The 23,093-nt window shown below is 59.7% G+C and carries 30 protein-coding genes; 12 read left to right on the forward strand and 18 right to left on the reverse strand.

All coding sequences use genetic code 11. From position 1 onward, the window contains the following. Positions 1–2: 2 nt before the first annotated feature. The 3 genes from rpmE to trmD all read right to left on the reverse strand — a co-directional run bounded on the left by rpmE (position 3) and on the right by trmD (position 1,939). Complete coding sequence (gene rpmE, locus AKJ29_RS05415; protein WP_055188629.1) at positions 3–224, reverse strand: 50S ribosomal protein L31; 222 nt, start codon at positions 222–224, stop codon at positions 3–5. A gap of 11 nt (positions 225–235) precedes the next feature. Beyond that, a complete protein-coding gene (gene rplS, locus AKJ29_RS05420) occupies positions 236–610 on the reverse strand; it encodes a 50S ribosomal protein L19 (RefSeq protein ID WP_055188631.1) in 375 nt (124 codons plus the stop codon). Positions 611–991: 381 nt separating this feature from the next. After that, on the reverse strand, positions 992–1,939 hold the full coding sequence (trmD, locus tag AKJ29_RS05425) for a tRNA (guanosine(37)-N1)-methyltransferase TrmD (RefSeq protein WP_082392516.1): 948 nt from the start codon (positions 1,937–1,939) through the stop codon (positions 992–994). A gap of 51 nt (positions 1,940–1,990) precedes the next feature. Here trmD and AKJ29_RS05430 point away from each other — a divergent pair, with 51 nt between their 5' ends. After that, positions 1,991–2,980: a phosphotransferase gene (locus AKJ29_RS05430; protein WP_139231302.1), complete on the forward strand. Its 990-nt coding sequence runs from the start codon at positions 1,991–1,993 to the stop codon at positions 2,978–2,980. Here the strand turns inward: AKJ29_RS05430 and rimM are convergent. The 8 genes from rimM to ffh all read right to left on the reverse strand — a co-directional run bounded on the left by rimM (position 2,977) and on the right by ffh (position 7,725). After that, positions 2,977–3,516 (reverse strand): ribosome maturation factor RimM, encoded by a 540-nt coding sequence (rimM, locus tag AKJ29_RS05435; RefSeq protein WP_055188634.1) that lies wholly within the window; start codon positions 3,514–3,516, stop codon positions 2,977–2,979. The genes AKJ29_RS05430 and rimM overlap by 4 nt on opposite strands. Beyond that, positions 3,513–3,662: a hypothetical protein gene (locus AKJ29_RS19845; protein WP_175502248.1), complete on the reverse strand. Its 150-nt coding sequence runs from the start codon at positions 3,660–3,662 to the stop codon at positions 3,513–3,515. The genes rimM and AKJ29_RS19845 overlap by 4 nt, the downstream gene beginning before the upstream one ends. 4 nt (positions 3,663–3,666) lie before the next feature. Beyond that, positions 3,667–4,296 carry a 5,6-dimethylbenzimidazole synthase gene (gene bluB / locus AKJ29_RS05440; protein WP_055188636.1) on the reverse strand — a complete coding sequence of 210 codons (630 nt, stop codon included), beginning with the start codon at positions 4,294–4,296 and terminating at the stop codon, positions 3,667–3,669. A gap of 71 nt (positions 4,297–4,367) precedes the next feature. Next, entirely contained in the window at positions 4,368–4,733 is a 366-nt protein-coding gene (gene rpsP / locus AKJ29_RS05445) for a 30S ribosomal protein S16 (RefSeq protein WP_055188638.1), read from the reverse strand. A gap of 93 nt (positions 4,734–4,826) precedes the next feature. Continuing rightward, positions 4,827–5,123, reverse strand: a complete 297-nt coding sequence (locus AKJ29_RS05450; protein WP_055188640.1) for a chorismate mutase — start codon at positions 5,121–5,123, stop codon at positions 4,827–4,829. Then, positions 5,120–5,641 (reverse strand): GNAT family N-acetyltransferase, encoded by a 522-nt coding sequence (locus AKJ29_RS05455; RefSeq protein WP_055188642.1) that lies wholly within the window; start codon positions 5,639–5,641, stop codon positions 5,120–5,122. The genes AKJ29_RS05450 and AKJ29_RS05455 overlap by 4 nt, the downstream gene beginning before the upstream one ends. Continuing rightward, the gene (locus tag AKJ29_RS05460; protein WP_055188644.1) at positions 5,638–6,189 is read right to left on the reverse strand and encodes a GNAT family N-acetyltransferase; all 552 of its coding nucleotides are present in this window, start codon (positions 6,187–6,189) and stop codon (positions 5,638–5,640) included. The genes AKJ29_RS05455 and AKJ29_RS05460 overlap by 4 nt, the downstream gene beginning before the upstream one ends. A gap of 18 nt (positions 6,190–6,207) precedes the next feature. Continuing rightward, on the reverse strand, positions 6,208–7,725 hold the full coding sequence (gene ffh / locus AKJ29_RS05465) for a signal recognition particle protein (RefSeq protein WP_055188646.1): 1,518 nt from the start codon (positions 7,723–7,725) through the stop codon (positions 6,208–6,210). A 471-nt stretch (positions 7,726–8,196) separates the two neighbouring features. Here ffh and AKJ29_RS05470 point away from each other — a divergent pair, with 471 nt between their 5' ends. From AKJ29_RS05470 to AKJ29_RS05490, 6 genes are all read left to right on the forward strand, one after another. Beyond that, the gene (locus AKJ29_RS05470; protein ID WP_055188648.1) at positions 8,197–8,604 is read left to right on the forward strand and encodes a universal stress protein; all 408 of its coding nucleotides are present in this window, start codon (positions 8,197–8,199) and stop codon (positions 8,602–8,604) included. A gap of 90 nt (positions 8,605–8,694) precedes the next feature. Continuing rightward, complete coding sequence (locus tag AKJ29_RS20530; RefSeq protein ID WP_055188650.1) at positions 8,695–9,120, forward strand: TFIIB-type zinc ribbon-containing protein; 426 nt, start codon at positions 8,695–8,697, stop codon at positions 9,118–9,120. A gap of 294 nt (positions 9,121–9,414) precedes the next feature. Next, positions 9,415–9,735, forward strand: coding sequence for an antibiotic biosynthesis monooxygenase family protein (locus AKJ29_RS05480; RefSeq protein ID WP_055188652.1), 321 nt, complete (start codon positions 9,415–9,417; stop codon positions 9,733–9,735). A gap of 30 nt (positions 9,736–9,765) precedes the next feature. Beyond that, positions 9,766–10,050 (forward strand): hypothetical protein, encoded by a 285-nt coding sequence (locus tag AKJ29_RS20390; RefSeq protein ID WP_314732187.1) that lies wholly within the window; start codon positions 9,766–9,768, stop codon positions 10,048–10,050. A gap of 15 nt (positions 10,051–10,065) precedes the next feature. Beyond that, complete coding sequence (locus AKJ29_RS20395) at positions 10,066–10,365, forward strand: rhodanese-like domain-containing protein (RefSeq protein ID WP_314732188.1); 300 nt, start codon at positions 10,066–10,068, stop codon at positions 10,363–10,365. A gap of 174 nt (positions 10,366–10,539) precedes the next feature. Continuing rightward, on the forward strand, positions 10,540–10,941 hold the full coding sequence (locus AKJ29_RS05490) for a hypothetical protein (RefSeq protein ID WP_055188654.1): 402 nt from the start codon (positions 10,540–10,542) through the stop codon (positions 10,939–10,941). 20 nt (positions 10,942–10,961) lie between these two features. Here the strand turns inward: AKJ29_RS05490 and AKJ29_RS05495 are convergent, their stop codons facing one another. The 6 genes from AKJ29_RS05495 to choX all read right to left on the reverse strand — a co-directional run bounded on the left by AKJ29_RS05495 (position 10,962) and on the right by choX (position 15,496). Continuing rightward, positions 10,962–11,453: a YdcF family protein gene (locus tag AKJ29_RS05495; RefSeq protein WP_161805375.1), complete on the reverse strand. Its 492-nt coding sequence runs from the start codon at positions 11,451–11,453 to the stop codon at positions 10,962–10,964. Between the two features lie 11 nt (positions 11,454–11,464). Further along, positions 11,465–11,842, reverse strand: coding sequence for a hypothetical protein (locus AKJ29_RS05500; RefSeq protein ID WP_055188658.1), 378 nt, complete (start codon positions 11,840–11,842; stop codon positions 11,465–11,467). A 148-nt stretch (positions 11,843–11,990) separates the two neighbouring features. Further along, positions 11,991–13,031, reverse strand: a complete 1,041-nt coding sequence (gene choV, locus AKJ29_RS05505; RefSeq protein WP_055188660.1) for a choline ABC transporter ATP-binding protein — start codon at positions 13,029–13,031, stop codon at positions 11,991–11,993. Between the two features lie 2 nt (positions 13,032–13,033). After that, complete coding sequence (gene choW / locus AKJ29_RS05510; RefSeq protein WP_055188662.1) at positions 13,034–13,864, reverse strand: choline ABC transporter permease subunit; 831 nt, start codon at positions 13,862–13,864, stop codon at positions 13,034–13,036. Between the two features lie 14 nt (positions 13,865–13,878). After that, positions 13,879–14,487 carry a hypothetical protein gene (locus AKJ29_RS05515; RefSeq protein ID WP_139231303.1) on the reverse strand — a complete coding sequence of 203 codons (609 nt, stop codon included), beginning with the start codon at positions 14,485–14,487 and terminating at the stop codon, positions 13,879–13,881. Between the two features lie 76 nt (positions 14,488–14,563). Then, a complete protein-coding gene (gene choX / locus AKJ29_RS05520; RefSeq protein ID WP_055188667.1) occupies positions 14,564–15,496 on the reverse strand; it encodes a choline ABC transporter substrate-binding protein in 933 nt (310 codons plus the stop codon). A 202-nt stretch (positions 15,497–15,698) separates the two neighbouring features. Between choX and betI the strand changes: the two genes are divergently transcribed. The 5 genes from betI to AKJ29_RS05545 all read left to right on the forward strand — a co-directional run bounded on the left by betI (position 15,699) and on the right by AKJ29_RS05545 (position 21,457). After that, entirely contained in the window at positions 15,699–16,289 is a 591-nt protein-coding gene (gene betI / locus AKJ29_RS05525; protein WP_055188668.1) for a choline-binding transcriptional repressor BetI, read from the forward strand. A gap of 39 nt (positions 16,290–16,328) precedes the next feature. Beyond that, a complete protein-coding gene (gene betC, locus AKJ29_RS05530) occupies positions 16,329–17,837 on the forward strand; it encodes a choline-sulfatase (protein ID WP_055188670.1) in 1,509 nt (502 codons plus the stop codon). Positions 17,838–17,886: 49 nt separating this feature from the next. After that, a complete protein-coding gene (betB, locus tag AKJ29_RS05535) occupies positions 17,887–19,347 on the forward strand; it encodes a betaine-aldehyde dehydrogenase (RefSeq protein ID WP_055188671.1) in 1,461 nt (486 codons plus the stop codon). 10 nt (positions 19,348–19,357) lie between these two features. Next, complete coding sequence (gene betA / locus AKJ29_RS05540) at positions 19,358–21,013, forward strand: choline dehydrogenase (protein WP_055188673.1); 1,656 nt, start codon at positions 19,358–19,360, stop codon at positions 21,011–21,013. Between the two features lie 207 nt (positions 21,014–21,220). Then, positions 21,221–21,457 (forward strand): YdcH family protein, encoded by a 237-nt coding sequence (locus AKJ29_RS05545; RefSeq protein WP_055188675.1) that lies wholly within the window; start codon positions 21,221–21,223, stop codon positions 21,455–21,457. Between the two features lie 130 nt (positions 21,458–21,587). On the opposite strand, the gene AKJ29_RS05550 is transcribed toward AKJ29_RS05545, so the two are convergent. Then, entirely contained in the window at positions 21,588–23,003 is a 1,416-nt protein-coding gene (locus AKJ29_RS05550) for a helix-turn-helix domain-containing protein (RefSeq protein WP_055188677.1), read from the reverse strand. Positions 23,004–23,093 lie beyond the last annotated feature (90 nt).

Here is a 23,093-nt window from a genome sequence, read left to right on the forward strand (position 1 = left end):
GCTTAGAAGCCAAAACCTTCGTATTTCGATTTGAACTTCGACACGCGGCCACCGGTGTCCAGCAGACGCGAGCTGCCGCCGTTCCAGGCCGGGTGAGCCGAGGGGTCGATGTCCAGCGCCAGGGTGTCGCCTTCTTTGCCCCAGGTCGATTTCATTTGCACGATCGTGCCGTCGGTCATTTTGACGTCGATCATGTGGTAGTCGGGATGGATATCCTTTTTCATGCTGACGCTCCTCAGGCTTTCTTCGGCTTGTAGTTGGTGTCTTCTGCGATACGGGCGGATTTGCCGCGACGCGAACGCAGGTAGTAGAGTTTGGCGCGGCGCACACGGCCACGGCGCACAACGGTGATCGATTCGATGTTGGTCGAATAGAGCGGGAACACACGTTCCACGCCTTCACCGAAGGAAATCTTGCGAACGGTGAACGAACCGGCAATGCCTTTGCCGTTGTTGCGCGCGATGCAGACGCCTTCGTAGTTCTGCACACGGGTGCGGGTGCCTTCGGTCACCTTAAAGCCTACGCGAATGGTGTCGCCGGCTTTGAAGTCGGGGATCTCTTTCCCCAGCGAAGCGATCTGTTCCGCTTCGAGCTGTGCGATCAGGTCCATCTGATCTCTCCTAAATCTGCTTGCGGTTTTTCCGCAAAGGTTGCTGTCGCCCAGAGCTCCGCGCCTTCATCGGGTCCAGTCGGATGGTGCCATCCGTGCCCGCGGGAGAATACGTCGTCGTTTCTTTTTGCTGCCTTGCCGGTGTGCCCCGGTGCGCCTTGCAGCCCACCCCGCGGAAAGAACGCGGCCCAAACAAAACAGGTCCACTCGACTCATTGAGCCGGTGAACAGGGGCGGTATAGGCCAATCCGGGAAGGGGATCAAGGCCCCGCGCACAGGTGGCGAAACCGTCAGGCGCTGCCATGTGGGGCTGGCGGGAAAAGGCGCGCAGGTCGGGCTGAAAAGGGGGCGATCAATATGGCGCCCCTGCGGTTGGGCGTCCTATTTGTCGTCGGGCTGCGCCCCGTCATCCAGCACGTGCTTTTCCCACAGATCCGGGCGGCGGGCCTTGGTGATTTCGTCACTTTTTTCCCGGCGCCATTCGGCGATCTTGCCATGGTGGCCAGACATCAGCACATCGGGGATCTTGCGCCCCTTCCATTCGGCGGGGCGGGTGTATTGGGGATGTTCCAAAAGCCCGTGGGAAAAGCTCTCTTCGTCGATGCTGTCGGCGTTGCCGAGCACGTCCGGGATCAGGCGGACGGTGGCATCCAGCATCGCCTGGGCGGCAATCTCTCCGCCGGTCAGGACAAAATCGCCCAGGCTCACCTCTTCGATCTGGTAATGCTCTAACACCCGTTCATCCACACCCTCAAAACGACCGCAGAGCACGGTCATGCCACGGCAATTTGAAAATCGCCGCGCCATCGCCTGATCCAGCGGTTTGCCGCGCGGTGACATATAGATGATTGGCCAGCCCAAGCGATCCTGCGGCACACCGGATTGCGCCATTTCGATTGCACGTCCTAAAACATCCGGGCGCAGAACCATTCCGGCGCCCCCCCCCGCCGGGGTGTCGTCCACATTGCGGTGCTTGCCCATGCCAAAAATGCGCAGATCAATGGTTTCCAGCGCCCATTTGCCGTCTTTCAGCGCGCGGCCGGTCAGGCTTTCGCCAAGCACGCCGGGAAAGGCATCGGGGAAAAGCGTGATGATTTTTGCGGTCCACGCGCCCGCAAGGCGCGGTGTCGGGCTCATCAACTCACGCGGCTTCAGGCTGGCCGAAATGGACAGGCGGCCATGCGATTTGCTGGCCTGAGATTTGCTGCCCTCGGATGCACTGCCCTCGGATGTGCTGCCCTGCGACGTGCTGGTCCCAGGGTCCGATGCGCTGGCCTCACCGGCTGTGTCCGATTGCTGCTGCGGCGTATTTTTATTGACGTCTGACATGGGGGCTGTCTACGACAGATTGATCAAAATGCAAATAGTTGGAACGAGTTGGTGATCGACGAAATACACAGTCAGGACGCTTTGCTCGAGGCCTTGGAGGTCGCGGCCCATCATGACTGGCTCCGGCCACATCTGCCCCAGCTCAGGCCCGTGCTGCTGGCGGACCGGAAAAATGACAAGGGGCGCCGCTTTGTGTTGCGTCTTACCGGAATGGCGCAGGGGGCGGAGCAGGGGGGTGCGATTGATGTGGTGGTGAAAGGTGACACCACGGGGGCGGATATCGCAGGTTTTGTGCGGGATGTGGAGGGGCATCGCCACGCGCTGGATATCCTTGGCCCAGAGGCGGTGCCGGATATCCTCTCGGTCCACCCGGACACGCGCAGCCTTGTGCTTCGCCACATTCCGGGCCGCTCTGCCCATCAGATGCTGGAATTGGCGGATCTGGGGCTGGCCGATCGGTGTGAGGTCCTGGCCGCGTGCGGAACATGGCTGGGGCGGTTTCACCGAAAGACATTGGGTGAGACGCGGTTGATCAAACCGGATGTAATGCTTCGATGGGCCGAAACGATGCGCACGCAGGCTGAAAACCGCAGTGTGGATGTGCCTAGGCGCGACCTGTTTCTTGCCTGTGCGGCGCAGATCCCGGCCATGGCTGAAAAAGCCCGGGGGCAGGAAACCCTGACTGCGGCCACCCATGGGGATCTGCATCTGCGCAACCTTCTGATCACGGATCAGGGGGCTGTCGGCATTGATTTCGGTCCGGTGTGTCAGGTCGCGACCGCGCATGACCTTGGCAAGTTTCTCGTGCGCTATCACGGGTGGTTTGACCCCGATCCCTCATCGGCTCCGGTTCAGGCGTTCTGGGCGGGATACGGAGCGGACCTTGCCAAAGCGGCCCGGCCTGCGCTGGAATATATCCTGCCAATTCAGGTGCTGGGCGACTGGAGTGACATTCCGAAACGGCGCGAGGACCGACGCGAGGGGCAACAACACCGGTTGCAGCAGATCTTGAAATTTGCCGAACAGGTCTTTGCGCTTTAATCCGTGCCCTCGTGGTCGTCTTCGTCAGATGCAAACACCCCGTCAGGCGGATCGGCGATGATGCGCCCTGCGGTCAGGTCAACGGTCGGCACGGCCGCGCGGGTGAAGGGAAGGAGCGCACCGGTGCTCATGCCGGGGCCCAGCACTTCCAGCACATCCCCTGCGCCATGATTATGCACGGCTTTCACCCGGCCCAGTTCGTGCCCGCCCGCATCCAGAACCAACAGGCCAATCAGGTCAGCGTGGTAAAACTCGTCATCCGGCAATGAGGGCAGGGCATTGCGGTCGGCGTAAAGCTGCAGCCCTTGTGCCGCATCCGCCTGTTCTTTTGTTTCAATCCCCGAGACACGCCCGGCAAAGCCGCTTTTAATCGGCCGGGACAGGGTGATTTCATAGCTTTTGCCGCCATCTTCGGACCAGAGCGTACCATAATCGGCAATGGCGCCGGGATCAGCGCAAAAGCTTTTGATCCGCACCTCACCATGCACCCCAAAGGCCCCCGCAAGGGCGCCTACGCAAATCCGATCGTCGCTCATTCCACACCTGTGCAAATGCCGTTCTGAACGGATCCGCCCCGGTCCAGACAGGTGTCTTTCATGTGGAACCGTTCAAAAAAGACACCTGCGAGGAAAACGGATCCCAGCAGAAGAATGGTGCGGATAGGACGGAAAATCAAACCCATTTCATTACCTCATTTCAAGTGGCAGGTGGCCCCGGCGGACCTCCCAGCCTTGTTCTTCCAACTCGGGGCTGTCTGTCACAGCCTCAGGCCAGCCCAGACAGAAATACCCAACCAGCTTGTAAGTGTCCGGGACATTCAGATCGCGGCAAAGCTGCTCGGGGTCCAGGATCGACACCCAGCCTAGCCCCAACCCACGGGCACGGGTCGCAAGCCAGAACAGCATGATGGCCGACACCACGGAATAGCGGCGCATTTCAGGCATTGTGCCTGCGCCCAGCCCAGACCCTTTGGTGGTGTCCTCATCGCAGAAAACCGCCAGCTGCACCGGGGCATCATGCATCCCAGAGAGCTTTAGTCCCGCATAAGTCTTTGCTTTTTCACCGGAATACCCGGTAAGGGCGGCCTTGTTCGCTGCCTGAAAGTTTTCAAGCGCCGCCTTGCGCGCGCGCGCGCTTTCCACCCTGACCACGCGCCAGGGTTCTGACAGGCCCACGGAAGGGGCCAGCAGGAAGGTGTCGAGGCAGTCTTGCAAAAGCGCCTCGTCCACCGGGTCGGAACGGAAGCGGCGCACATCGCGCCGCCACCGCATAAGGGTTTCAAGATCCGATTGAAACGCGTCGGAAAAGGCGTGCATCGCAGATCTTTCTCCCGTTCTCCGTCAGGGCTGGCAAGGCCGGTCTGCCCGGTTGCCAGCCCGAAAGAGGATTACTCCTCAGCCGGAGCTTCAGCAGCCTCAGCAGCTTTGGCAGCTTTTTCCTCGGCACGTTCCTGTGCTTTCTTGCCCGGAACGGCTTTTTTCGGGTTGTTGCGCTCTTTCTTGGCCAGAACGCCAGCAGCTTCGAGGAAGCGCGCAACGCGATCTGACGGCTGGGCGCCCTGGTCGAGCCAGTGCTGAACGCGTTCCATGTCCAGTTTCACGCGCTCTTCGCTGTCTTTCGGCAGGAGCGGGTTGTAGGTGCCCAGTTTCTCGATGAAACGGCCATCGCGCGGCATGCGCGAGTCAGCGGCTACAACACGGTAGAAGGGGCGTTTTTTCGAGCCACCACGGGCAAGACGGATTTTCATAGCCATGAGAGTTTTCCTTTTTTCCAGCTATTGAGGGGGTTGGCCGCGGTGCAGCATGGCCCCAATTCGGTGTTCGGTTGTTCCTGCAATCTCAGGGTTTTATTCCTGATGTTTTTTATGATGCCTGATCACTTCATCAATGATGAAGTTCAGGAATTTCTTGGCAAATTCCGGGTCCAGATCGGCGCGGCGGGCAAGGTTTTCAAGCCGCTCAATCTGTGACGCCTCACGGGCCGGGTCCGACGGGGGCAGATCATGGGCCGCCTTGAGCTTGCCCACGGCCTGTGTGTGCTTGAACCGTTCGCCCAGCGTGTAGACCAGGATCGCGTCCAGCCGGTCGATGCTTTCACGATGCTCTTTTAAGATTTCAGCCGCACGGGCTACCGTATCGGTCATGAACGTTCCTCCGGGGCACGATGTCGGTAGATAATTAGATTCGGGTGTTTGTCCCATCTGGGTGCGTTGGTATCGGGACGTGCCCCTATTCGAGAGGCTACAGCCTGCGAAGCTGCGTTTTCCGGTTCAATATAGCTAACAACTGTGTGCAGCCCCAACGTGTCATAAGCCCAATCGCGTACTGCAGTCGCGGCCTCAGTGGCGTAGCCGTGTCCTTCATGCTGATCCGCATATAGCGAATAGGCAATTTCCGGTTCAGGGGGTTGGTCAGCCCGGCGTATGCCGGCGCGCCCAATAACGACACCGGTCTCAGACAAAACAATGTGTAAATAGCTAGGGTGCCCTGATGCGAGGTCAGCCAGATAGCCGTTAAATATCGTTCGAGCCTTGTCACGATCACTTGGCCCGCCTACCCATTTCGAACGCTCCGAAGCGCAAAAAGCTGCGAATGCTTCGAAGTCCGCTTCCTGCGGTGGGCGGAGCGTCAGGCGCTCGGTGATCAATATCGGCGCAGTCATGCATAGGCCTCCGGATTACCATCGGTGTCCGGGGCAGGGTGGCGCCAGACGTGATAGGGGTTTGCATCCAGCGGTTCTTCGACCTTAAAGCGCGGCGCGTCCGGATCGATTTCGCAGCCCAGCCGTTTTGCCAGCGCAACCGAACGCAGGTTGTCCTCATCGATATAGCTGACGCAAGTGTCCCAGCCGAGGGTCTCATATGCCCAGCCACGGGTCGCAAGCGCCGCCTCAAAAGCCAGCCCCTTGCCCTCGATGGAGGGGTCCCAGACCGACCAGCCGATTTCCGCTTCGGGCCAGCCGACCGGCTTCCATGGGCCGGCGGACAGCACGGGTTTGCCTGAGGATTTCTCGACGCCCACGAACAGACCGAACCCCAACAGCGCCCAATGTCCGGCCATATGGCCAAAGGCGCGCCAGGCGTTGCGGTCGCTGTAGGGCCCACCGATGAAACTGGCACGATCCGACCCCAGGAAGGCGGCGAAAGCCTCCCAGTCGCCCATTTCGGGCTGGCGCAACACAAGGCGCGGGGTTTCGATCGTGACATTCATGACGGGGTCCGCTTTGCCTTATTTCTTCTTTCCAAGGCCCGAGAGGCCACCGGGCAGGCCGCCTGGGCCGCCGAGGCCGGGCAGGCCACCGGGCAGTTTGCCCCCCATGGCTTTTGCTGCGGCTTCCAGTGCTTTGGGATCCATTTGCGACGGATCCATGCCCCCCATATCGGGCATGCCGCCGCCTTTTCCGAACATCCCGCCAAGGGCCTGTTTCAGCATCTTGCCTTTGCCCATCTTGCCCATCTTTTTCATGGCGTCGGACATCTGGCGTTGCATCTTCAAAAGTTTGTTCAGGTCGGAAACCTGCATGCCCGCGCCGGCGGCGATGCGTTTCTTGCGGCTTGCCTGCAGGATTTGCGGGTTGGCGCGTTCGCGCTTGGTCATGGATTGGATCAGGGCGATCTGCTGTTTCAGAACCTTGTCATCCATGCCGGCGGCTTCGGCCTGTTTGGCCATCTTGCCCATGCCGGGCATCATCCCCATGATCCCCTGCATGCCACCCATCTTGATCATCTGTTCAAGCTGGGTCTTCAGGTCGTTCATGTTGAACTGACCCTTGGCAAACCGCTTCATCATGCGTTCGGCCTGTTCGGCCTCGATGGTTTCCTGTGCCTTTTCCACAAGGGCCACGATGTCGCCCATGCCAAGGATCCGGCCCGCGATCCGGTCCGGTTCAAAGGTTTCCAGCGCGTCCATCTTTTCGCCGAGGCCGACATATTTGATCGGCTTGCCGGTCACGGCACGCATCGACAGGGCCGCACCCCCGCGCCCGTCACCGTCCATACGGGTCAGAACCACGCCCGAGATGCCGATCTTGTCGTCAAATTCCTGTGCAACCTCGACGGCGACCTGACCGGTCAGACCGTCAACCACCAGAAGGGTTTCGCGCGGGGTGACGATCTTGGAAACTTCCTCGACCTCGCCCATCAGCACGTCGTCGATATGCAACCGTCCGGCCGTGTCGAGCATGTAGACATCATAACCGCCCATCGTCGCCTGTTGCTTGGCGCGCTTGGCGATGTCGGCGGGTTTTTGACCTTTCACGATCGGCAGAGTGTCGACGCCGATCTGTGTGCCAAGCACCGCAAGCTGGTCCATTGCGGCGGGGCGGTAGACGTCAAGCGAGGCCATCAGCACGCGCTTGCCGTCTTTTTCTTTCAGCCGTTTGGCGAGCTTCGCCGTGGTGGTGGTTTTACCGCCACCTTGCAGACCAACCATCAGGATCGGGGCGGGCGGGCTGTCGATTTTCAGCGCACCGGGTTCCCCTTCGCCGGTCAGCACATCCACCAGCGCGTCATGAACGATCTTCACGACCTGCTGGCCGGGGGTGACCGATTTGGTCACGGCCTGGCCGGTGGCGGCCTCTTGCACTTTCTTGATGAAATCGCGCGCAACCGGCAGCGAGACGTCCGCCTCAAGCAGGGCCACGCGCACTTCGCGCAGGGCGGTTTTCACGTCTTCCTCAGAGAGGGCACCCTGTTTTGTCAGGCGGTCAAAGACACCGGAGAGGCGATCTGACAGGCTCTCAAACATTTGCGGCTCCTTTCGCCGTTTCATTGACCCTTAGATAAGGGCGCGCGGGTGCATATCCAACTGTTCCAAGATGCTCAAACGAGTAACGCCCCTGTGGGCGCGACGCGCTGACAGGGGGCGATCCCGGCATAAGCCATGGGACCGGAAGTGACACGACTCCCGGGGTTTGAGGAGGATTTAGGGTGTCTTGGGGACAGAGTCAAGCCAGCAAGCCGTTCTGCAGCCCGGCAGGGGTACGGACATAAGGGGCGCTGCCCCTCGGACTGCGTCCTTCACCCCGGGATATTGGTGACAAGAAAAAAGCGCGATGGTTTGGGTTGGGATCTGGGGCGGGATCTGGGGCAGGGGGCGGACACGGTGGCTGGCCCCGATGGAAGGGGGAAATGTTTGACTTCGATCATGGTGGCGCTCGCATTTCAGGCTTACCGTCGGCTGTGAATGGATATGCGCGCAGGAAAAAGGAGCGCCCTCATGTATAAAAACATCCTCGTCCCGATCGCCCTTGATCATGACCGTGACAGCAATCAGTCGCTGAAGATTGCGAAAGTGCTGGCTGATGAAGGTGCGAAGATCACCGCGCTGCATGTGATGGAGGAAATTCCCTCTTACGTGGCGCAATACCTGCCCGAGGGGCAGATCTCGGACAATGCGCATAAGCTGGAGGAACGCTTGCAGGAGGAACTGGTTGATATGCCGGGGGTGGATGCCAAGGTTGTCTCTGGCCATGCTGGGCACGCGATTGTGGATTATGCCGTGCGTCATGACATTGATTGCATCGTTGTTGCGTCGCACCGTCCGGGTCTGACGGATTTCCTGCTGGGTTCAACGGCGGCGCGGGTTGTGCGCCATGCGCCCTGCTGTGTGCATGTGTCGCGCTGATCCTTTACGCGATCTGTAACTTGGGAAAGGCGGGCCTTGTTGCCCGCTTTTTTCATCCCCATATCCTGTTCAATACAGGAGGAATTGGTGATGAAATGTCCCATTGATGGTGCTGAATTGAGGATGGCAGAGCGGCAGGGGGTCGAAATCGATTATTGCCCGCAATGCCGTGGTGTGTGGTTGGATCGAGGTGAATTGGACAAGATCATTGAAAAAGCCACGCCCGCAGTGGAACTGGCTGATCCGGCCCCCTATCGTGAGCCGCCTCTGTCCGGCTTGCATCGGACATCAGAGGATATGCCGGATGATCCGCGCCTTGTGCGCGACCCGCGCCGGGATTGGGGTGAGGCCGAAAGGGATGCGCCGTATGGTGACGATGGTCGTGGCAAGGCGCGCGGCAAAAAGCATCGATATGAAACGCGTGTCCCGTACGACAAACGCGCGGGGCACAAGAAATCTTATCACAAGAAAAAGCGCACATCTTTCCTGAAAGAGCTGTTCGACGTTTTCGACTGATCTGAAGACAGGGGGGGCTCTGCGTCATTTGCGGCCTCCCATCAAAAATACCTATTCATATATTTAAAAGGGGTGTAAGCTTTTCTTATGGGCGCCATGACGTTGTGATCCGTACCCCCGCGGCGGTCAGTGGCGGTCAGCGGCGGCCATGGTCCTGCGGTGCGCTGCCCCTTGGTGGTCGTTTCGCGGACCGGTTCCCACCCGCGACAGTCAGACCCGTGAAAGTCAGGCCCGCGAAAGTCGGGTCCCAGGTAAGTCAGGCCAGGAACAACCAAGAACAACAAGGAGGACACCATGCCCACCATCAGCAAAGCCCCCGATTACCAGACGGTCATTACCACTTTCGAGATGACCCCCGGTACCTGCCAGGATCTTCTGGATGCGCTGACCGATGCCTATGAGAATTTCATTTCGAAACAGCCGGGCTTCATGGGGGCAGGTCTGCATGTAAACGATGCGCAGACCCGGATCGCCAATTATTCGCAATGGAACCGTCGCGAAGATTTTCAGGCGATGCTGCGCACGCCCGAAATGCGGGAACGTAACCGCCGGATTGCCGAGCTGTGCAAGAGCTTTGAGCCGGTGATGTATGACGTATTTGAAACCTACAGCTGACAAGACCTCATAAAATCAACAGGATTGATAATGAGAAAGATCTTTTTTGTCGCTGCCCTTTCGGCCCTGGCCAGTTCGGTTGTTGTCGGGCCGGTTCTTGCAGGGGGTGTGAATATCAGGCCCGATATCGCCTCGATCACCGTGCCCACCGCAAACGGAGATGTGGTGATCGAGCGGGGGCAGGATAGCGCCAATGAACTGTCCGGTGAATGGGCGCGCACCTCACGCGCCTGCCCGAATTTCTGCGTGCAGCCGATGTATCCGGCACCGGGGGTGACGCCGGTGGGGGAGTTGGAAATGCTGGAGTTCTTGTAAGATCCGGAGGTGATTGTGGTCGACAGCCGTGCCGCTGACCACCATGCCACCAGCGCCATTCCGGGCGCGATTTCCATTCCGTATAACGAGGCCGCCGACCGCTTGGATGAGCTGGGCTGCGAAGTGGGTTTCGACGGGTTTGACTGTGAAGGTGCCAAACCGGTGGCGCTGTTTTGCAACGGGAACTGGTGTGGCCAGTCGCCCACGGCCATCCGCCGCATGATCGAGGCAGGGTATCCGGCCGAACGCATCCATTATTATCGTGGTGGAATGCATGCGTGGCGTATGCTGGGGCTGACTGTTACTGGCGGTTGATTGATGCCGGCGGGTGATTGACCATCTTCATGCGGTGGGCTTGGGGGATCCCCCGCTGGCCCCTCTTCGCCAAGTGCGACTGTGGCCACCAAGCCCACAAACGCATATGGTGGCAGGGGATGATTGACCACAGCTGACGCAGGCCGCAAACTGACCCAAACAGGGAGACCTATCATGGCTATTGTGAAATCCGTTGCCCTGCCGATCGTGGCCGCTCTTGCCTTGACGGGGGCGGTGATGCCGACAATGGCAGATGAACTGATCGGCGCCTATCGGGCCTATATCGGCAAGGCGGACCTGACCAGTAGCAAAGGCGCCCGTCTGAGTGAACCCTGGCAGGTGCTGCGTCAGGATCGTGCCAACTACCACCGGTTTGGCATCAGTCAGTCGGGCGATGAGTGGGATCCCTTCTTTGGATCAATCGACAATCGCGCAATCATGGAACAGATGGTGAAGAGCGGATCCATTGATCCGAAGGCCGCCAGAAATCTGGTGCAGGGAGGGGCCACGGTATATGTGCGCATCTATGGGCGCGGCAGTCTGGGCACCTCGGTGCAGGTGAGCGTCAGCAAGTAAATATGATCTGCCTTTGCCGTTCAGAGGCGTGGGCCGAGGAAAAGATAATACAGCATTGCCGCCGCCTCGCGCAGGCGGCTTTGCAGTCTGAGGGGGAGGGGCGTGTGGCGATCTGACGGGCAATCCACCCGGACCCTCACCCCCTGACGTCGTGCCATCAGTCTGGCCCGCGGCGCATGATAGCTGTCTGTGATCAAGGTGATCTCTGCCCCCACCGGGATGAGAGGGCGGGAGAGGGCGATATTCTCCCAGGTGTTGCGGGCCTGACCTTCCAGAATGATCCTCTCCCCTGCAACGCCGGTCTCGCGCAGCAGTTCAGCCATTGCGGAGGCTTCGGTGATCCCGGATTGCGGCACACCACCAGAAACCACAATCAGGTCGATCTCTCCGCGATGCCACAGTTGGGCTGCATGGCCCGCGCGCCTGCGCAGAGCGCCGGTGGCGCGCCCGTCTGGGGTAAGCTTGGCCCCCAGCACCAAGGCGGTTTTCAGGGCAGCAGGGGGAAGCGACACAGCGTCGACCTTTATTCAGGGAACTGGGCGATGCAGCTTTGTGTGGCGCTCACCACCTTGGGTCGTTCTTGGGCGATAATCTTTTGCAGTTCGGCCAGCTTGCGCCGCTCTTGTGCAATATCGATGGCGACAGGTGTTTCGATCACCTGGTGATCGTAATCCATGCAGGTATAGGTTGACCCGTCCGGGTTGGTGCAGATTTCCGCCGTGGGAACGCGGATGGTCTGGCGGTGGATGGCATAGCCTCGGGCGATATTACCTTCAATGCGTGTCGCATTGCGCTCGGCTTTGCGCATGGTCGCGGATGCATCTGAAATACAGCGTTGTTGCGGCGTGGCGCAGGCGGTCAGCGCCAACAGGGTGAGACTGATGCAAAAGGGTCGTAACATAAGGGGCCTCCGAAAGATATCTGCACCATAACAGCAAGTCCGGTGGGCAGAAAACTCATAATTCGGAGGCCCGACCAGCCGGGAGAAAAGGGGCGCTCTTGTCCCGGCTGGTATCTTGTCCCGGCTGGTATCTTGTCTGGGGCGTGTCTCAGGGGGCGGAGCTGATGCTGCGCGGGTCCAAAAGCCCCTCGATCGCCTGGGCGCGCACCACCTCACCGATCAACGCGCCTTCATGCACGACCGAGACGCGGTTTTCCGTGTCGGTCATCATGTCAAGGATTTCGCGCACGGGGGTGAATTTGCCCACCTGCATTGGCAGGATTTCGGGGCCAGGAGGGTCCATCACGTCGCGGGCGGTCAGAACGCCCAGCGGGTTCATATGGGCGACGAAATCCGCCACATATTCATCCACCGGATTGGTGAAAATCTCGCGCGGGGTGCCGCATTGCACGATGCGCCCGCCCTCCATGATGGCGATCCGGTCGCCCAGTTTGAACGCCTCGTCCAGATCGTGGGACACGAAGATGATGGTGCGTTTGAGCTTGTGTTGCAGCTCGATCAGCTCGTCTTGAAGCCGCGCCCGGATCAGTGGGTCAAGGGCCGAGAAGGGTTCGTCCATCAAAAGGATCGGGGCGTCGGTGGCAAAGGCACGGGCAAGGCCCACGCGTTGCTGCATACCACCTGACAGTTCACCCACCTTGCGTTCGGCCCATTCGGTCAGGTTCACAAGGTCAAGCTGCTCATCCACCTTGGCGTTGCGAGTGGCCAGGGGGACGCCGGCCAGTTCCAGCCCAAGGCCGACATTTTCGCGCACCGTGCGCCAGGGCAGCAGGCCAAACTGCTGGAATACCATGGCGACGTTGTTCTGGCGGATCCTGCGCAGAGTGGCGGCGTCTGCATTGGTCACATCAACCAACCCGTTGCCGTCATTCACCCGCACACAGCCTCGCACCACCGGGTTGAGGGCATTCACGCCGCGCAGCAGGGTGGATTTGCCGGACCCTGACAGGCCCATCAACACCAGGATTTCCCCTTCGGCAACAGAGAGAGAGCAGTTATGCACCCCCAGCACCTGGCTGGTTTCCGCCTTCACCTGCCCCCGATCCTTGCCCGCATCCATTGCGGGCAGGGCGGATCGGGGTTTGTCGCCAAAGACGATCGAGACATTATCAAATTCAACAGCGGTCATGATCAGCTCTCCACACGCAGCATACGGTCAAGGGCGATGGCAACCGCAACGATCACCAGCCCGCTTTCGAACCCCAGAGAGGCATTCACGGTATTGAGCGCCCGCACCACCGGAACACCAAGACCATCCGCCCCCACAAGGGCTGCAATCACCACCATCGACAGCGACAGCATGATGGTCTGGTTGAGGCCGGCCATGATCTGCGGAAAGGCCGAGGGCAGCTCGATCTTCCACAGGGTCTGCATCCGGGTGGCGCCAAAGGCCGCGCCCGCCTCGGTCAGGGCCGTGGGCACCTGGCTGACCCCCAGTTGGGTCAGGCGAATGGGGGCGGGGATCACGAAGATGAAGGTTGCGACAAGGCCCGGCACCATGCCGATGCCAAACAGCACGATCATCGGGATCAGGTAAACGAAGGTGGGGATCGTTTGCATCATGTCGAGGATCGGCAGGATCGCCTTGAAGAACCGTGGCCGGTGCGCGGCATAGATGCCAATCGGCACCCCAACCCCCATGCAGAAGATCACCGCAAAGACGATCAGTGTCAGGCTTTCCGTGGTCTCTTCCCAATAGCCCTGATTGAGCACGTAGAAGAAGCAGAGCACCACCACGGTGACACGGCCCCAGCTGCGTTGCAGATACCAGGTCAGGGCTCCGAACAGGGCGATGATCAGCAGGGCAGGCGGGGCCTGCAGCAGCCAAAGGAAACCGTCGATCCCTTCGCTCAGCACGTCATCGACAGTATCAAACAGCGGGCCGAAAGCGTCGGTCAGCCAGTCAAAGGCGTCGGCAATTGTTTTCCCGATGGGAAGCTTTGTGTCGGTGAGCCAGTTCATATTGGTCCCTGTTGCTATTTCACTGTGCTGATGCGGTCGAACTCCACTGACGTAAGTGGCGTGCCGTCGGCATCAAGTTTGATTGCGCCAAGCGAAATGCCCAGCTCGGGGGAATAATGTTGAACGAACGGGTTGGTGCCACGGCCATTCAGGAAATGTTCTGCTTTGACCACCCAGGTTTTATAACGGCATTGACCAATCTTCACGCTGCTTTCTTGGATGAAGGTCAGGGTAAACCGTCCAGTGTTTGTCTGCTTACCGTTCACCAAAAGCGTGAGAGCCGTGGTAAGCGGCCCCCTGCGAAGCGCCTTGATCTTGGAAGACAGATCTTGACCATAGGCAAACTCAAAAGTTCCACGGTCATTTTTCAACACTGTAGGCATAAGGGCGTTCAAATAGGTGGTGGTTTTGTTTTCGGTTCTGCCATTTATCGATTGGGTTCGTTTTTCGGTAAATGCGGGGCTGTTCCTCGCTTGCGTAAAGGCCGAGATGAGAAGTGGTGACGAGCGCTCAAGCCGGATGCCTGATTTCAAATCGCGCTTTGACGGGCAGTCCGCTGCAGCGCCCCCTGAAAATGCGATGAGGGCAAATACTGATAGGACTGATAGAATTGTCCGCTTCATTTGGAACTCGTAGGCTTGGGAGAAGGTAAAAGGCGGGCGAACCGATGTCCGCCCCCCCTCTGAAAGCTGGGTGAAATTACATGCCCAGCGAGGCTTTCACAGCGGCCACTGCATCGCCGCCATCTTTGGTGGTCACACCGTCGAGCCATGCCATGAAGGCATCCGGGTTGGCGGCCAGCCAGGCTTTCGCGGCCTCTGCAGGATCCTGGCCGTCATTCAAGATGGCGCCCATGATCTCATTTTCCATCGCCAGCGAGAAGGACAGGTTTTGCAGAAGCTTACCGGTGTTGGCGCATTCGGTCACGTACCCTGCACGGGTGTTGGTATCGACCACGGCACCGCCCAGATTGGGACCAAAGAAGTCATCGCCACCGGTCAGGTAGGACATCTCGAAATTGGCGTTCATCGGGTGGGGTTCCCAGCCAAGGAAGACAATCGGCTCGTCTTTCTTGTCCGCGCGGGCCACCTGCGCCAGCATGCCCTGTTCCGAGCTTTCGGCCACTTCAAACCCCTTCAGACCAAAGGCATCGCCATCAATCATCGACTGGATCAGGCGGTTGCCGTCATTGCCCGGCTCGATGCCGTAAATCTTGCCTTCCAGGGCATCCGTGTGCTTGGCGATATCGGCAAAATCCTTGATGCCCAGATCAGCGGCGACTTTGTTGACGGCCAGCGTGTATTTCGCACCTTCCAGATTGGTGCGCACGGTGTCGACGGTGCCCGCTTCGCGGTAGGGGGCGATGTCGGCTTCCATGGTCGGCATCCAGTTGCCGAGGAAGACGTCAATGTCCCCTTTGGCAAGCGAGGTGTAGGTCACCGGCACGGACAGAACCTTGATGTCGGTTTCATAGCCCAGAGCCTCCAGCACAACCGTGGTGGCTGCGGTGGTGGCGGTGATGTCGGTCCAACCCACGTCAGAGAAGGTGACCTTGCCACAATGACCATCCGCCATGGCGGTGGTTGCGGTGGTCATCAGGGCCAGGGCGGATAGGGTGGATTTCAATTTCATGGTTTGCTCCCGTTGGTTGGTGCGGTTTGAACTTACAGCGAAGAAAAAGGGAAAACGCCGCCTTCTCATATGTTTGCGACACTATCCCAGCCCGTGCTGGTGTCAAACCGACATTCATTGAACATGTTTTTTGTTTTTATTGATTGACGAGTCAATTAAAAAGCCGCAAGCCTGTTAAAAGAAATCGAAACAGGATGGTCAGATGCCCAAGGTGGGAATGGAGTCAATTCGCCGCAAAGCCCTTGTAAACGCTACGATTAGTGAGATCGGGCGGAAGGGGTCGCTGGATGTGACAGTCAGTCAGATCGCCAAGCGGGCTGGTATGTCCTCAGCGCTTGCGCATCACTATTTCGGTGGAAAAGACCAGATTTTCCTCGCCGCCATGCGGCACATCCTGTCCGTTTACGGTGCGCAGGTGCGGGCGGCTCTGTTGGGGGCGGATACCCCGCGCGCGCGGGTCGAGGCGATTGTCCGCGCCAACTTCGAAGCGGGCAACTTCCGCCCCGAAGTGATCGCGGCCTGGCTCAACTTCTATGTGCTCAGCCAATCCTCTGATGGGGCGCGCCGCCTTCTGGCCGTTTACCAGCACCGGCTGCATTCCAATCTTGTCTATGGGTTGCGTCCGCTGGTGAAGGGGGACGCACAGGACGTTCATGACCTTGCCGACATGATTGCCGCCCAGATCGACGGGCAGTTCATTCGTCATGCCCTGCGCGAAGAAACCCCCAGTGGCAAACGCGCCACTGCCCAGGTGCTGGAATTCATTGATGTGATGTTGAAGGCGCGCGGGTAGTGATCTGCTGAAAAGACCGCCGAACAGGGAGATGCTCAGATGACTAAACCCAATATCCTTATTGTCATGGTGGACCAGTGTAATGGCACGCTTTTCCCCGATGGCCCTGCTGACTGGCTGCATGCGCCGAACCTGAAAAAGCTGGCAGCAAGGTCGGTGCGCTTTCAAAACAGCTATACCGCCTCGCCGCTTTGTGCACCGGGTCGGGCGAGCTTTATGTCCGGTCAGCTTCCCCGTCGCACCGGGGTTTATGACAACGCGGCCGAGTTCCGTTCGGACATTCCGACCTATGCCCATCACCTGCGCCGCGCGGGCTATTACACCGCGCTGTCCGGCAAGATGCATTTTGTCGGTCCCGACCAGATGCATGGGTTTGAAGAGCGCCTGACCACCGACATCTATCCTGCCGATTTCGGCTGGACGCCGGATTATCGCAAACCCGGCGAGCGGATCGACTGGTGGTATCATAATATGGGCTCTGTCACCGGGGCAGGGGTGGCCGAGATTTCCAACCAGATGGAATATGATGACGAGGTTGCCTACAATGCCTGCGCCAAGCTTTATGACCTCGCGCGTGGCAATGATGATCGCCCCTGGTGCCTGACCGTCAGCTTCACTCATCCGCATGACCCCTATGTGGCCCGCCGCAAATACTGGGATCTTTACGAGGATTGCGCCCATCTTCTGCCCGAGGTGCCCGCCTGGGATTACGAAGATCACGACCCGCACGCAAAGCGGATTTTCGACGCCAATGACTGGCGCAATTTCGACATCACCGAAGAAAATATCCGCCGCTCGCGCCGCGCCTATTTCGCCAATATCTCGTATCTGGACGACAAGCTGGGCGAGATGATGGATATTCTTGAAGCAACCCGTCAGGAGGCAATCATCGTCTTTGTCTCCGATCACGGCGACATGCTGGGGGAGCGGGGGCTGTGGTTCAAGATGAACTTCTATGAAGGGTCAGCCCGCGTGCCGCTGATGATTTCGGCGCCGGGGTTGGAGCCGGGATTGATCGAAACCCCCGTGTCCACGCTTGACGTCACCCCCACGCTGGCCGATCTGGCCGGGGTGTCGCTGGATGAGGTGATGCCCTGGGTGGATGGCGAAAGCCTGTTGCCGCTGGCAGGTGGCCAGGTCCGCACCAGCCCGGTGGCGATGGAATACGCCGCAGAAGCCTCCTACGCGCCGCTGGTGTCGATCCGCGAGGGGGACTGGAAATATAACCGCTGCGCGCTGGACCCGGATCAGCTCTTCAACCTGTCCGATGACCCGCATGAGCTGACCAATCTGGCCGAAGATCCCGCCCATGCCGAGGTGCTGGCCGGGTTCCGGGCCAAGGCCGATGCGCGTTGGGATCTGGCCGCCTATGATAATGAAGTGCGTGAAAGCCAGGCCCGCCGCTGGGTGGTCTATGAGGCGCTTCGCAATGGGGCCTATTTTCCCTGGGATTACCAGCCGCTGCAAAAAGCATCCGAACGCTACATGCGCAACCACATGAATCTCGACAATCTGGAAGAAAGCAAACGGTTCCCGCGCGGCGAATGATCCGCGCACGCCCTTTCTTCTGATCCCAATACCCCGCCGGAGGCACAAAATGAAAATCGTAACCCAACCGAAAGCCAGCCACTTCATTGGAGGAGAATATGTCGAGGACACCAATGGTGCGCCGATCGACGTGATCTATCCGGCCACCGGCGAAGTGGTGGCGCGGGTGCATTCCGCCACCCATGAAATCGTGGAGCGCGCACTCGCCGCCGCCCGTGCTGCGCAAAAGGAATGGGAAGCGATGTCCGGCACCGAGCGGGGCCGCATCCTGCGTCGGGCCGCTGACATTATCCGGGATCGCAACCACGAATTGTCGATCCTCGAAACCTATGACACCGGCAAACCCTATCAGGAAACATCCGTTGTCGATGCCACGTCCGGGGCCGATGCACTGGAATATTTCGGCGGTCTGGCCGGATCCCTGACTGGCGAACATATCCAGCTTCCGGGCGGGGATTTTGTCTATACCCGCCGTGAGGCGCTGGGCGTCTGTGTCGGCATCGGCGCGTGGAACTATCCAACCCAGATCGCTTGCTGGAAAGGCGCCCCCGCGCTGGCCTGTGGCAATACAATGGTGTTCAAACCATCAGAAACCACCCCGCTTTGCGCGTTGAAAGTGGCCGAGATCCTGGTCGAGGCCGGCGCGCCCGCCGGTGTCTATAACGTGGTACAGGGCTATGGCGATGTCGGGGCGGCCCTCGTGACCCATGCCGAGGTCGACAAGGTCTCTCTGACCGGATCGGTGCCAACCGGGCGCAAGGTTTATGCCGCCGCCGCCGAGGGCATGAAACATGTCACCATGGAGCTGGGTGGCAAGTCGCCAATGATCATCTTTGATGACGCCAATGTGGATGACGCCGTGTCGGGCGCCATTCTGGGCAACTTCTACTCGACTGGTCAGGTCTGCTCGAACGGCACCCGTGTCTTTGTGCAGAAGGGCATCAAAGAGGCCTTCCTCAAGCGCCTGTCGGAACGTCTGGAAAACGCAGTGATCGGCGATCCGCTCGACCCGGACACGTCGTTCGGGCCGATGGTCAGCGAGGGGCAGCTGAACATCGTGATGAACTATATCGCCAAGGGCAAGGAAGAGGGGGCTCGGCTGACTTATGGCGGCGACCGCATCGAGGGGGACGGGTTCTTCCTGCAGCCCACGGTCTTTGCAGATGTGACCGACAATATGACCATCGCCCGCGAAGAGATCTTTGGCCCGGTCATGGCCGTTCTCGATTTCGAAACCGAAGAAGAGGTCATGGCGCGCGCCAATGACACCGAGTTCGGCCTTGCAGCTGGTGTCTTTACCCAGGACATCACCCGTGCGCATCGCGTGGTGGCCGGGTTCGAAGCTGGCACCTGCTTCATCAACTCCTACAACGACGCGCCGGTCGAGGCGCCGTTTGGCGGGTCAAAAATGTCCGGCGTGGGGCGTGAAAACTCCAAGGCCGCGATCAACCACTATTCCGAGCTCAAAACCGTCTATGTGCGGATGAGCCAGATCGAAGCGCCGTTCTGAGGACCTGAATATGCAAGCAGAATACGTGATCGTCGGGGCGGGGAGCGCAGGCTGTGCCATGGCTTATCGCTTGTCCGAGGCCGGCAAGAAGGTCCTTGTGATTGAACATGGGGGGACGGATGCTGGCCCGTTCATCCAGATGCCTGCCGCCCTGTCTTATCCGATGAACATGAAAGCCTATGACTGGGGATTTCAGACCGAACCCGAACCGCATCTGGGCGGGCGCAGGCTTGTCACCCCGCGCGGCAAGGTGATCGGTGGCTCCAGCTCAATCAACGGGATGGTCTATGTGCGTGGCCACGCGCGGGATTTTGATCACTGGGCTGAACAGGGGGCGGATGGCTGGTCCTACGCCGACGTGCTTCCCTATTTCAAACGCCAGGAAACATGGCATTCCGGCGGCCATGGCGGGGATCAGGATTGGCGCGGCAGGAATGGCCCGCTGCATGTCACCCGTGGCCCGCGCCGCAACCCGCTGTTTCACGCCTTTGTCGAGGCGGGGAAGCAGGCAGGATACCCGGTCACCGGGGATTATAACGGCCAGCAGCAAGAGGGCTTTGGCCCGATGGAGCAAACCGTCTGGCAGGGCCGCCGCTGGTCCGCCGCCAACGCCTATCTGCGCCCGGCGCAAAAGACCGGCAATTGTGAGGTGGTGCGCGCCTTTGCCCGCAAGGTGGTGATCGAAAACGGCCGCGCCACCGGGGTCGAGGTTGAACGCGGCGGCAAGATCGACGTGATCAAGGCGCAGGCCGAGGTGATCATTGCCGCAAGTTCGATCAACTCGCCCAAGCTCCTGATGCTCTCGGGAATTGGCCCTGCGGCGCATCTGAAAGAGCACGGGATCGAGGTCGTCGCAGATCGCGCGGGGGTCGGGCAGAACCTGCAGGACCACCTTGAGGTCTATATGCAATATGCCTCGAAACAACCGATCACGCTTTACCGCTACTGGAACCTGTTCTGGAAAGGGGTTCTGGGCGCGCAGTGGCTGTTCACCAAAAAAGGGCTGGGGGCATCGAACCAGTTTGAAAGTGCGGCGTTCATTCGCTCGCGCGCAGGCGTGGAATATCCGGATATCCAGTATCACTTCCTGCCCATCGCCGTGCGCTATGACGGTCAGGCCGCCGCCGAAGGGCATGGTTTCCAGGCCCATGTCGGCCCGATGCGGTCGCCATCACGCGGGGAAATCACCCTGAAATCAGCAGATCCGAAAGAGGCGCCGCGGATTTTCTTCAACTACATGTCCACCGAGCAGGACTGGGAAGACTTCCGCACCTGCCTGCGACTCACGCGTGAGATCTTCTCGCAAGCCGCGTTTGAACCTTTCGTGAAGCACGAGATCCAGCCGGGTGTGAATTACCAGTCGGATGATGAGCTGGATGACTTCATCCGCGAACATGCCGAAAGCGCCTATCATCCCTGCGGCACCTGTCGTATGGGCCGCGCGGATGACCCGACAGCCGTGGTTGACCCGGAAATGCGGGTGATCGGTGTGGAGGGGCTGCGCCTTGCGGACAGCTCGGTTTTCCCACGGATCACCAATGGCAACCTCAACGCCCCTTCGATCATGGTCGGAGAGAAAGCCTCGGACCATATTCTGGGTCGCCAATTGCCGCGCGCCAACGAAGGGCCATGGATCAATCCGAACTGGGAAACCAGCCAGCGGTAAAGGCAATCGGGGCGGCTCTGACGGGCCGCCCCTTCTTCTTGGTGCAAATACTCAGGGGGGGGGAGCGAGCGCCTCGCGTCAGGCAGCGCCCCTCTCCCCGTCACATTTGAAATCCGACATAAATCCTCGCATATTTGATCCGCGTCAAAGCCCCGACTCGGCGACAGTTGCACTCTCAGGGCGAACAAAGCGAGAGGAGAACCGCGAATGTCCAACACCCCCCACGAACTGCACGAAGAGTTTCCGGAATACGCCGAAAAAATGCAGGGTCTGAAACAATCAGACGCTCATTTCGCCAAGCTGACCGATGAATACCATGAGGTGAACCGTGCGGTGCACCGTGCAGAAACCAACGTGGAGCCGACCGACCAATTCACCGAAGAAGGCATGCGCAAGAAACGCGCCGCCCTGAAGGACGAGATCTACCGCCTGTTGAGCGCGTAATCCGTATCACAAATTTCCCCTTGCCCCGTCACTTTGCTGGCGGGGTCTTTTTTTGGGGGGGGCGGGGGCTGCGGGCCTTCACGGAAGGCGGTCTCCGTGGTGCAACTCCGCGGATCAGCTCAGCAGATCGTCAACGGTCGATCTCATAGGGCAGCACCCCGCGCGCATAGGGATCTATGCGCAGCTTGCGTTCCAATGGGGGCACCGAACGCTGATGGCAATGGGCGCGCTCGCAAATCCGGCAGCTGACACCGATCGGCTCGAACGCCGCATCATTCGATATGTCCATGTCATCGGTATAGACCAACGCCCCCGCGTGTTTCACTTCACAGCCCAGCCCGATGGCATAGCGGCGCACCGGCGCGGAAAACGTGCCGCCGGATTTGGTCACGTTGCGCGCAAGGCAGAAATATTTCACCCCATCGGGCGTCTGGGCAAGCTGCCTCAGAAAACGTCCCGGCGTTTCAAAGGCCTGATGCACGTTCCACAGCGGGCAGGCGCCGCCGAACCGGGCAAATTGCAACCGCGTGGCCGAGTGGCGCTTGGTGATCGTGCCAGCCTGATCGACACGAACGAAAAAGAACGGCACACCTTTGGATCCGGGGCGCTGCAAGGTCGAAAGCCGGTGCGCAACCTGCTCGATCGAGGCCCCGAACCGGTCTGCCAGACGTTCCAGGTCATGGCGGGTGTCGTGGGCGGCGGCCAGGAAATCCCGATAGGGCAGGAGGGCCGCCCCGGCAAAGTAATTGGCCAGACCCAGCTTGGCGACGGCGCGCGCCTCCTCGGTCTGGAACCGGGCAAAGTCCAGCGTGGCCTCCAAAAGGGCGTCCTGCGTGATCAGGGCCACCTGCATCAGCAGCTGGAATTCCTGTGTTGCGCGTGGCGGACGGGTGGACAGGGTCAGCACCTTGTGTTCTGGGTCGTAATGGCGGGTGATCTGGCTGTCTTCGTGCCGGATGGTAATACCGCGTTCGGTCAGGGTGCTCTCAGCAAGGGTCGAATTGCTGAGGCCGCGATTTATCGCATTCGTGGCGAAATGTTCGGCGGCCCGGTCCACGGCGTCGATGTAATTGTCGCAATAGTGAAAAAAGTCGCGCACCTCATCCCAGGGCGAGGCCTGCGCGGTGCGGGATTCGCTGACGGTTGCGTCGCCGATATTCTCGTCCATTGCCGCAAGGCGTTCATGCCCCATGCGATAGGCGCGATGCAGTTCCAGAAGGGCGTGGGCCAGCGCCGGTGCGTTTGAGGCCGCCAGCCGAAGATCCGCAAGGGGGGGCATGTCGGAAAAGACCGGGTCGGCAAAGGCTTCGCGCATATCGCTGACCAGGCGCTCAGCGTCCCCCGTTGACAGCTCTGCCACGTCGAAGCCGAATTCCTGTGCAAGCGCCAAAACCACCCCGGTTGAGACCGGACGGTTGTTGTTTTCCATCTGGTTGAGATAAGGCAGGCTGACCCCAAGCTTTTCGGCAAACACTTTCTGCGTCAGCCCAAGCCGTGACCGGATTTCGCGCAGTTTCACACCGGCATAGAGTTTCTGGGTGGCCATGATCTGTCCTCACAATTCCGGATGGCCTGCGGGGGTTTGCAAATCCATCTGGATCTATGCGTAGCATTTGCAAAGAGGTGCCGTCAAAAC

The sequence above is a fragment of the Aliiroseovarius crassostreae genome (assembly GCF_001307765.1).
Classification (GTDB): Bacteria; Pseudomonadota; Alphaproteobacteria; order Rhodobacterales; family Rhodobacteraceae; genus Aliiroseovarius; species Aliiroseovarius crassostreae.

What these genes read in the sequence shown, in the direction of transcription:
- AKJ29_RS20530 (WP_055188650.1), top strand. Translation starts at nt 8,695, where the DNA reads ATGAAATGTCCCATTGATGGTGCTGAATTGAGGATGGCAGAGCGGCAG.
- choX (WP_055188667.1), bottom strand. Translation starts at nt 15,496, where the DNA reads ATGAAATTGAAATCCACCCTATCCGCCCTGGCCCTGATGACCACCGCA.
- choW (WP_055188662.1), bottom strand. Translation starts at nt 13,864, where the DNA reads ATGAACTGGCTCACCGACACAAAGCTTCCCATCGGGAAAACAATTGCC.
- ffh (WP_055188646.1), bottom strand. Translation starts at nt 7,725, where the DNA reads ATGTTTGAGAGCCTGTCAGATCGCCTCTCCGGTGTCTTTGACCGCCTG.
- bluB (WP_055188636.1), bottom strand. Translation starts at nt 4,296, where the DNA reads ATGCACGCCTTTTCCGACGCGTTTCAATCGGATCTTGAAACCCTTATG.
- AKJ29_RS20390 (WP_314732187.1), top strand. Translation starts at nt 9,766, where the DNA reads ATGAGAAAGATCTTTTTTGTCGCTGCCCTTTCGGCCCTGGCCAGTTCG.
- AKJ29_RS05550 (WP_055188677.1), bottom strand. Translation starts at nt 23,003, where the DNA reads ATGGCCACCCAGAAACTCTATGCCGGTGTGAAACTGCGCGAAATCCGG.
- choV (WP_055188660.1), bottom strand. Translation starts at nt 13,031, where the DNA reads ATGACCGCTGTTGAATTTGATAATGTCTCGATCGTCTTTGGCGACAAA.
- rplS (WP_055188631.1), bottom strand. Translation starts at nt 610, where the DNA reads ATGGACCTGATCGCACAGCTCGAAGCGGAACAGATCGCTTCGCTGGGG.
- AKJ29_RS05545 (WP_055188675.1), top strand. Translation starts at nt 21,221, where the DNA reads ATGTCCAACACCCCCCACGAACTGCACGAAGAGTTTCCGGAATACGCC.
- betB (WP_055188671.1), top strand. Translation starts at nt 17,887, where the DNA reads ATGAAAATCGTAACCCAACCGAAAGCCAGCCACTTCATTGGAGGAGAA.
- betI (WP_055188668.1), top strand. Translation starts at nt 15,699, where the DNA reads ATGCCCAAGGTGGGAATGGAGTCAATTCGCCGCAAAGCCCTTGTAAAC.
- AKJ29_RS05480 (WP_055188652.1), top strand. Translation starts at nt 9,415, where the DNA reads ATGCCCACCATCAGCAAAGCCCCCGATTACCAGACGGTCATTACCACT.
- rpmE (WP_055188629.1), bottom strand. Translation starts at nt 224, where the DNA reads ATGAAAAAGGATATCCATCCCGACTACCACATGATCGACGTCAAAATG.
- AKJ29_RS05470 (WP_055188648.1), top strand. Translation starts at nt 8,197, where the DNA reads ATGTATAAAAACATCCTCGTCCCGATCGCCCTTGATCATGACCGTGAC.
- AKJ29_RS19845 (WP_175502248.1), bottom strand. Translation starts at nt 3,662, where the DNA reads ATGGGTTTGATTTTCCGTCCTATCCGCACCATTCTTCTGCTGGGATCC.
- rimM (WP_055188634.1), bottom strand. Translation starts at nt 3,516, where the DNA reads ATGAGCGACGATCGGATTTGCGTAGGCGCCCTTGCGGGGGCCTTTGGG.
- AKJ29_RS05460 (WP_055188644.1), bottom strand. Translation starts at nt 6,189, where the DNA reads ATGAATGTCACGATCGAAACCCCGCGCCTTGTGTTGCGCCAGCCCGAA.
- AKJ29_RS05490 (WP_055188654.1), top strand. Translation starts at nt 10,540, where the DNA reads ATGGCTATTGTGAAATCCGTTGCCCTGCCGATCGTGGCCGCTCTTGCC.
- AKJ29_RS05455 (WP_055188642.1), bottom strand. Translation starts at nt 5,641, where the DNA reads ATGACTGCGCCGATATTGATCACCGAGCGCCTGACGCTCCGCCCACCG.
- trmD (WP_082392516.1), bottom strand. Translation starts at nt 1,939, where the DNA reads ATGTCAGACGTCAATAAAAATACGCCGCAGCAGCAATCGGACACAGCC.
- AKJ29_RS05450 (WP_055188640.1), bottom strand. Translation starts at nt 5,123, where the DNA reads ATGACCGATACGGTAGCCCGTGCGGCTGAAATCTTAAAAGAGCATCGT.
- betC (WP_055188670.1), top strand. Translation starts at nt 16,329, where the DNA reads ATGACTAAACCCAATATCCTTATTGTCATGGTGGACCAGTGTAATGGC.
- rpsP (WP_055188638.1), bottom strand. Translation starts at nt 4,733, where the DNA reads ATGGCTATGAAAATCCGTCTTGCCCGTGGTGGCTCGAAAAAACGCCCC.
- betA (WP_055188673.1), top strand. Translation starts at nt 19,358, where the DNA reads ATGCAAGCAGAATACGTGATCGTCGGGGCGGGGAGCGCAGGCTGTGCC.
- AKJ29_RS05515 (WP_139231303.1), bottom strand. Translation starts at nt 14,487, where the DNA reads ATGAAGCGGACAATTCTATCAGTCCTATCAGTATTTGCCCTCATCGCA.
- AKJ29_RS05500 (WP_055188658.1), bottom strand. Translation starts at nt 11,842, where the DNA reads ATGTTACGACCCTTTTGCATCAGTCTCACCCTGTTGGCGCTGACCGCC.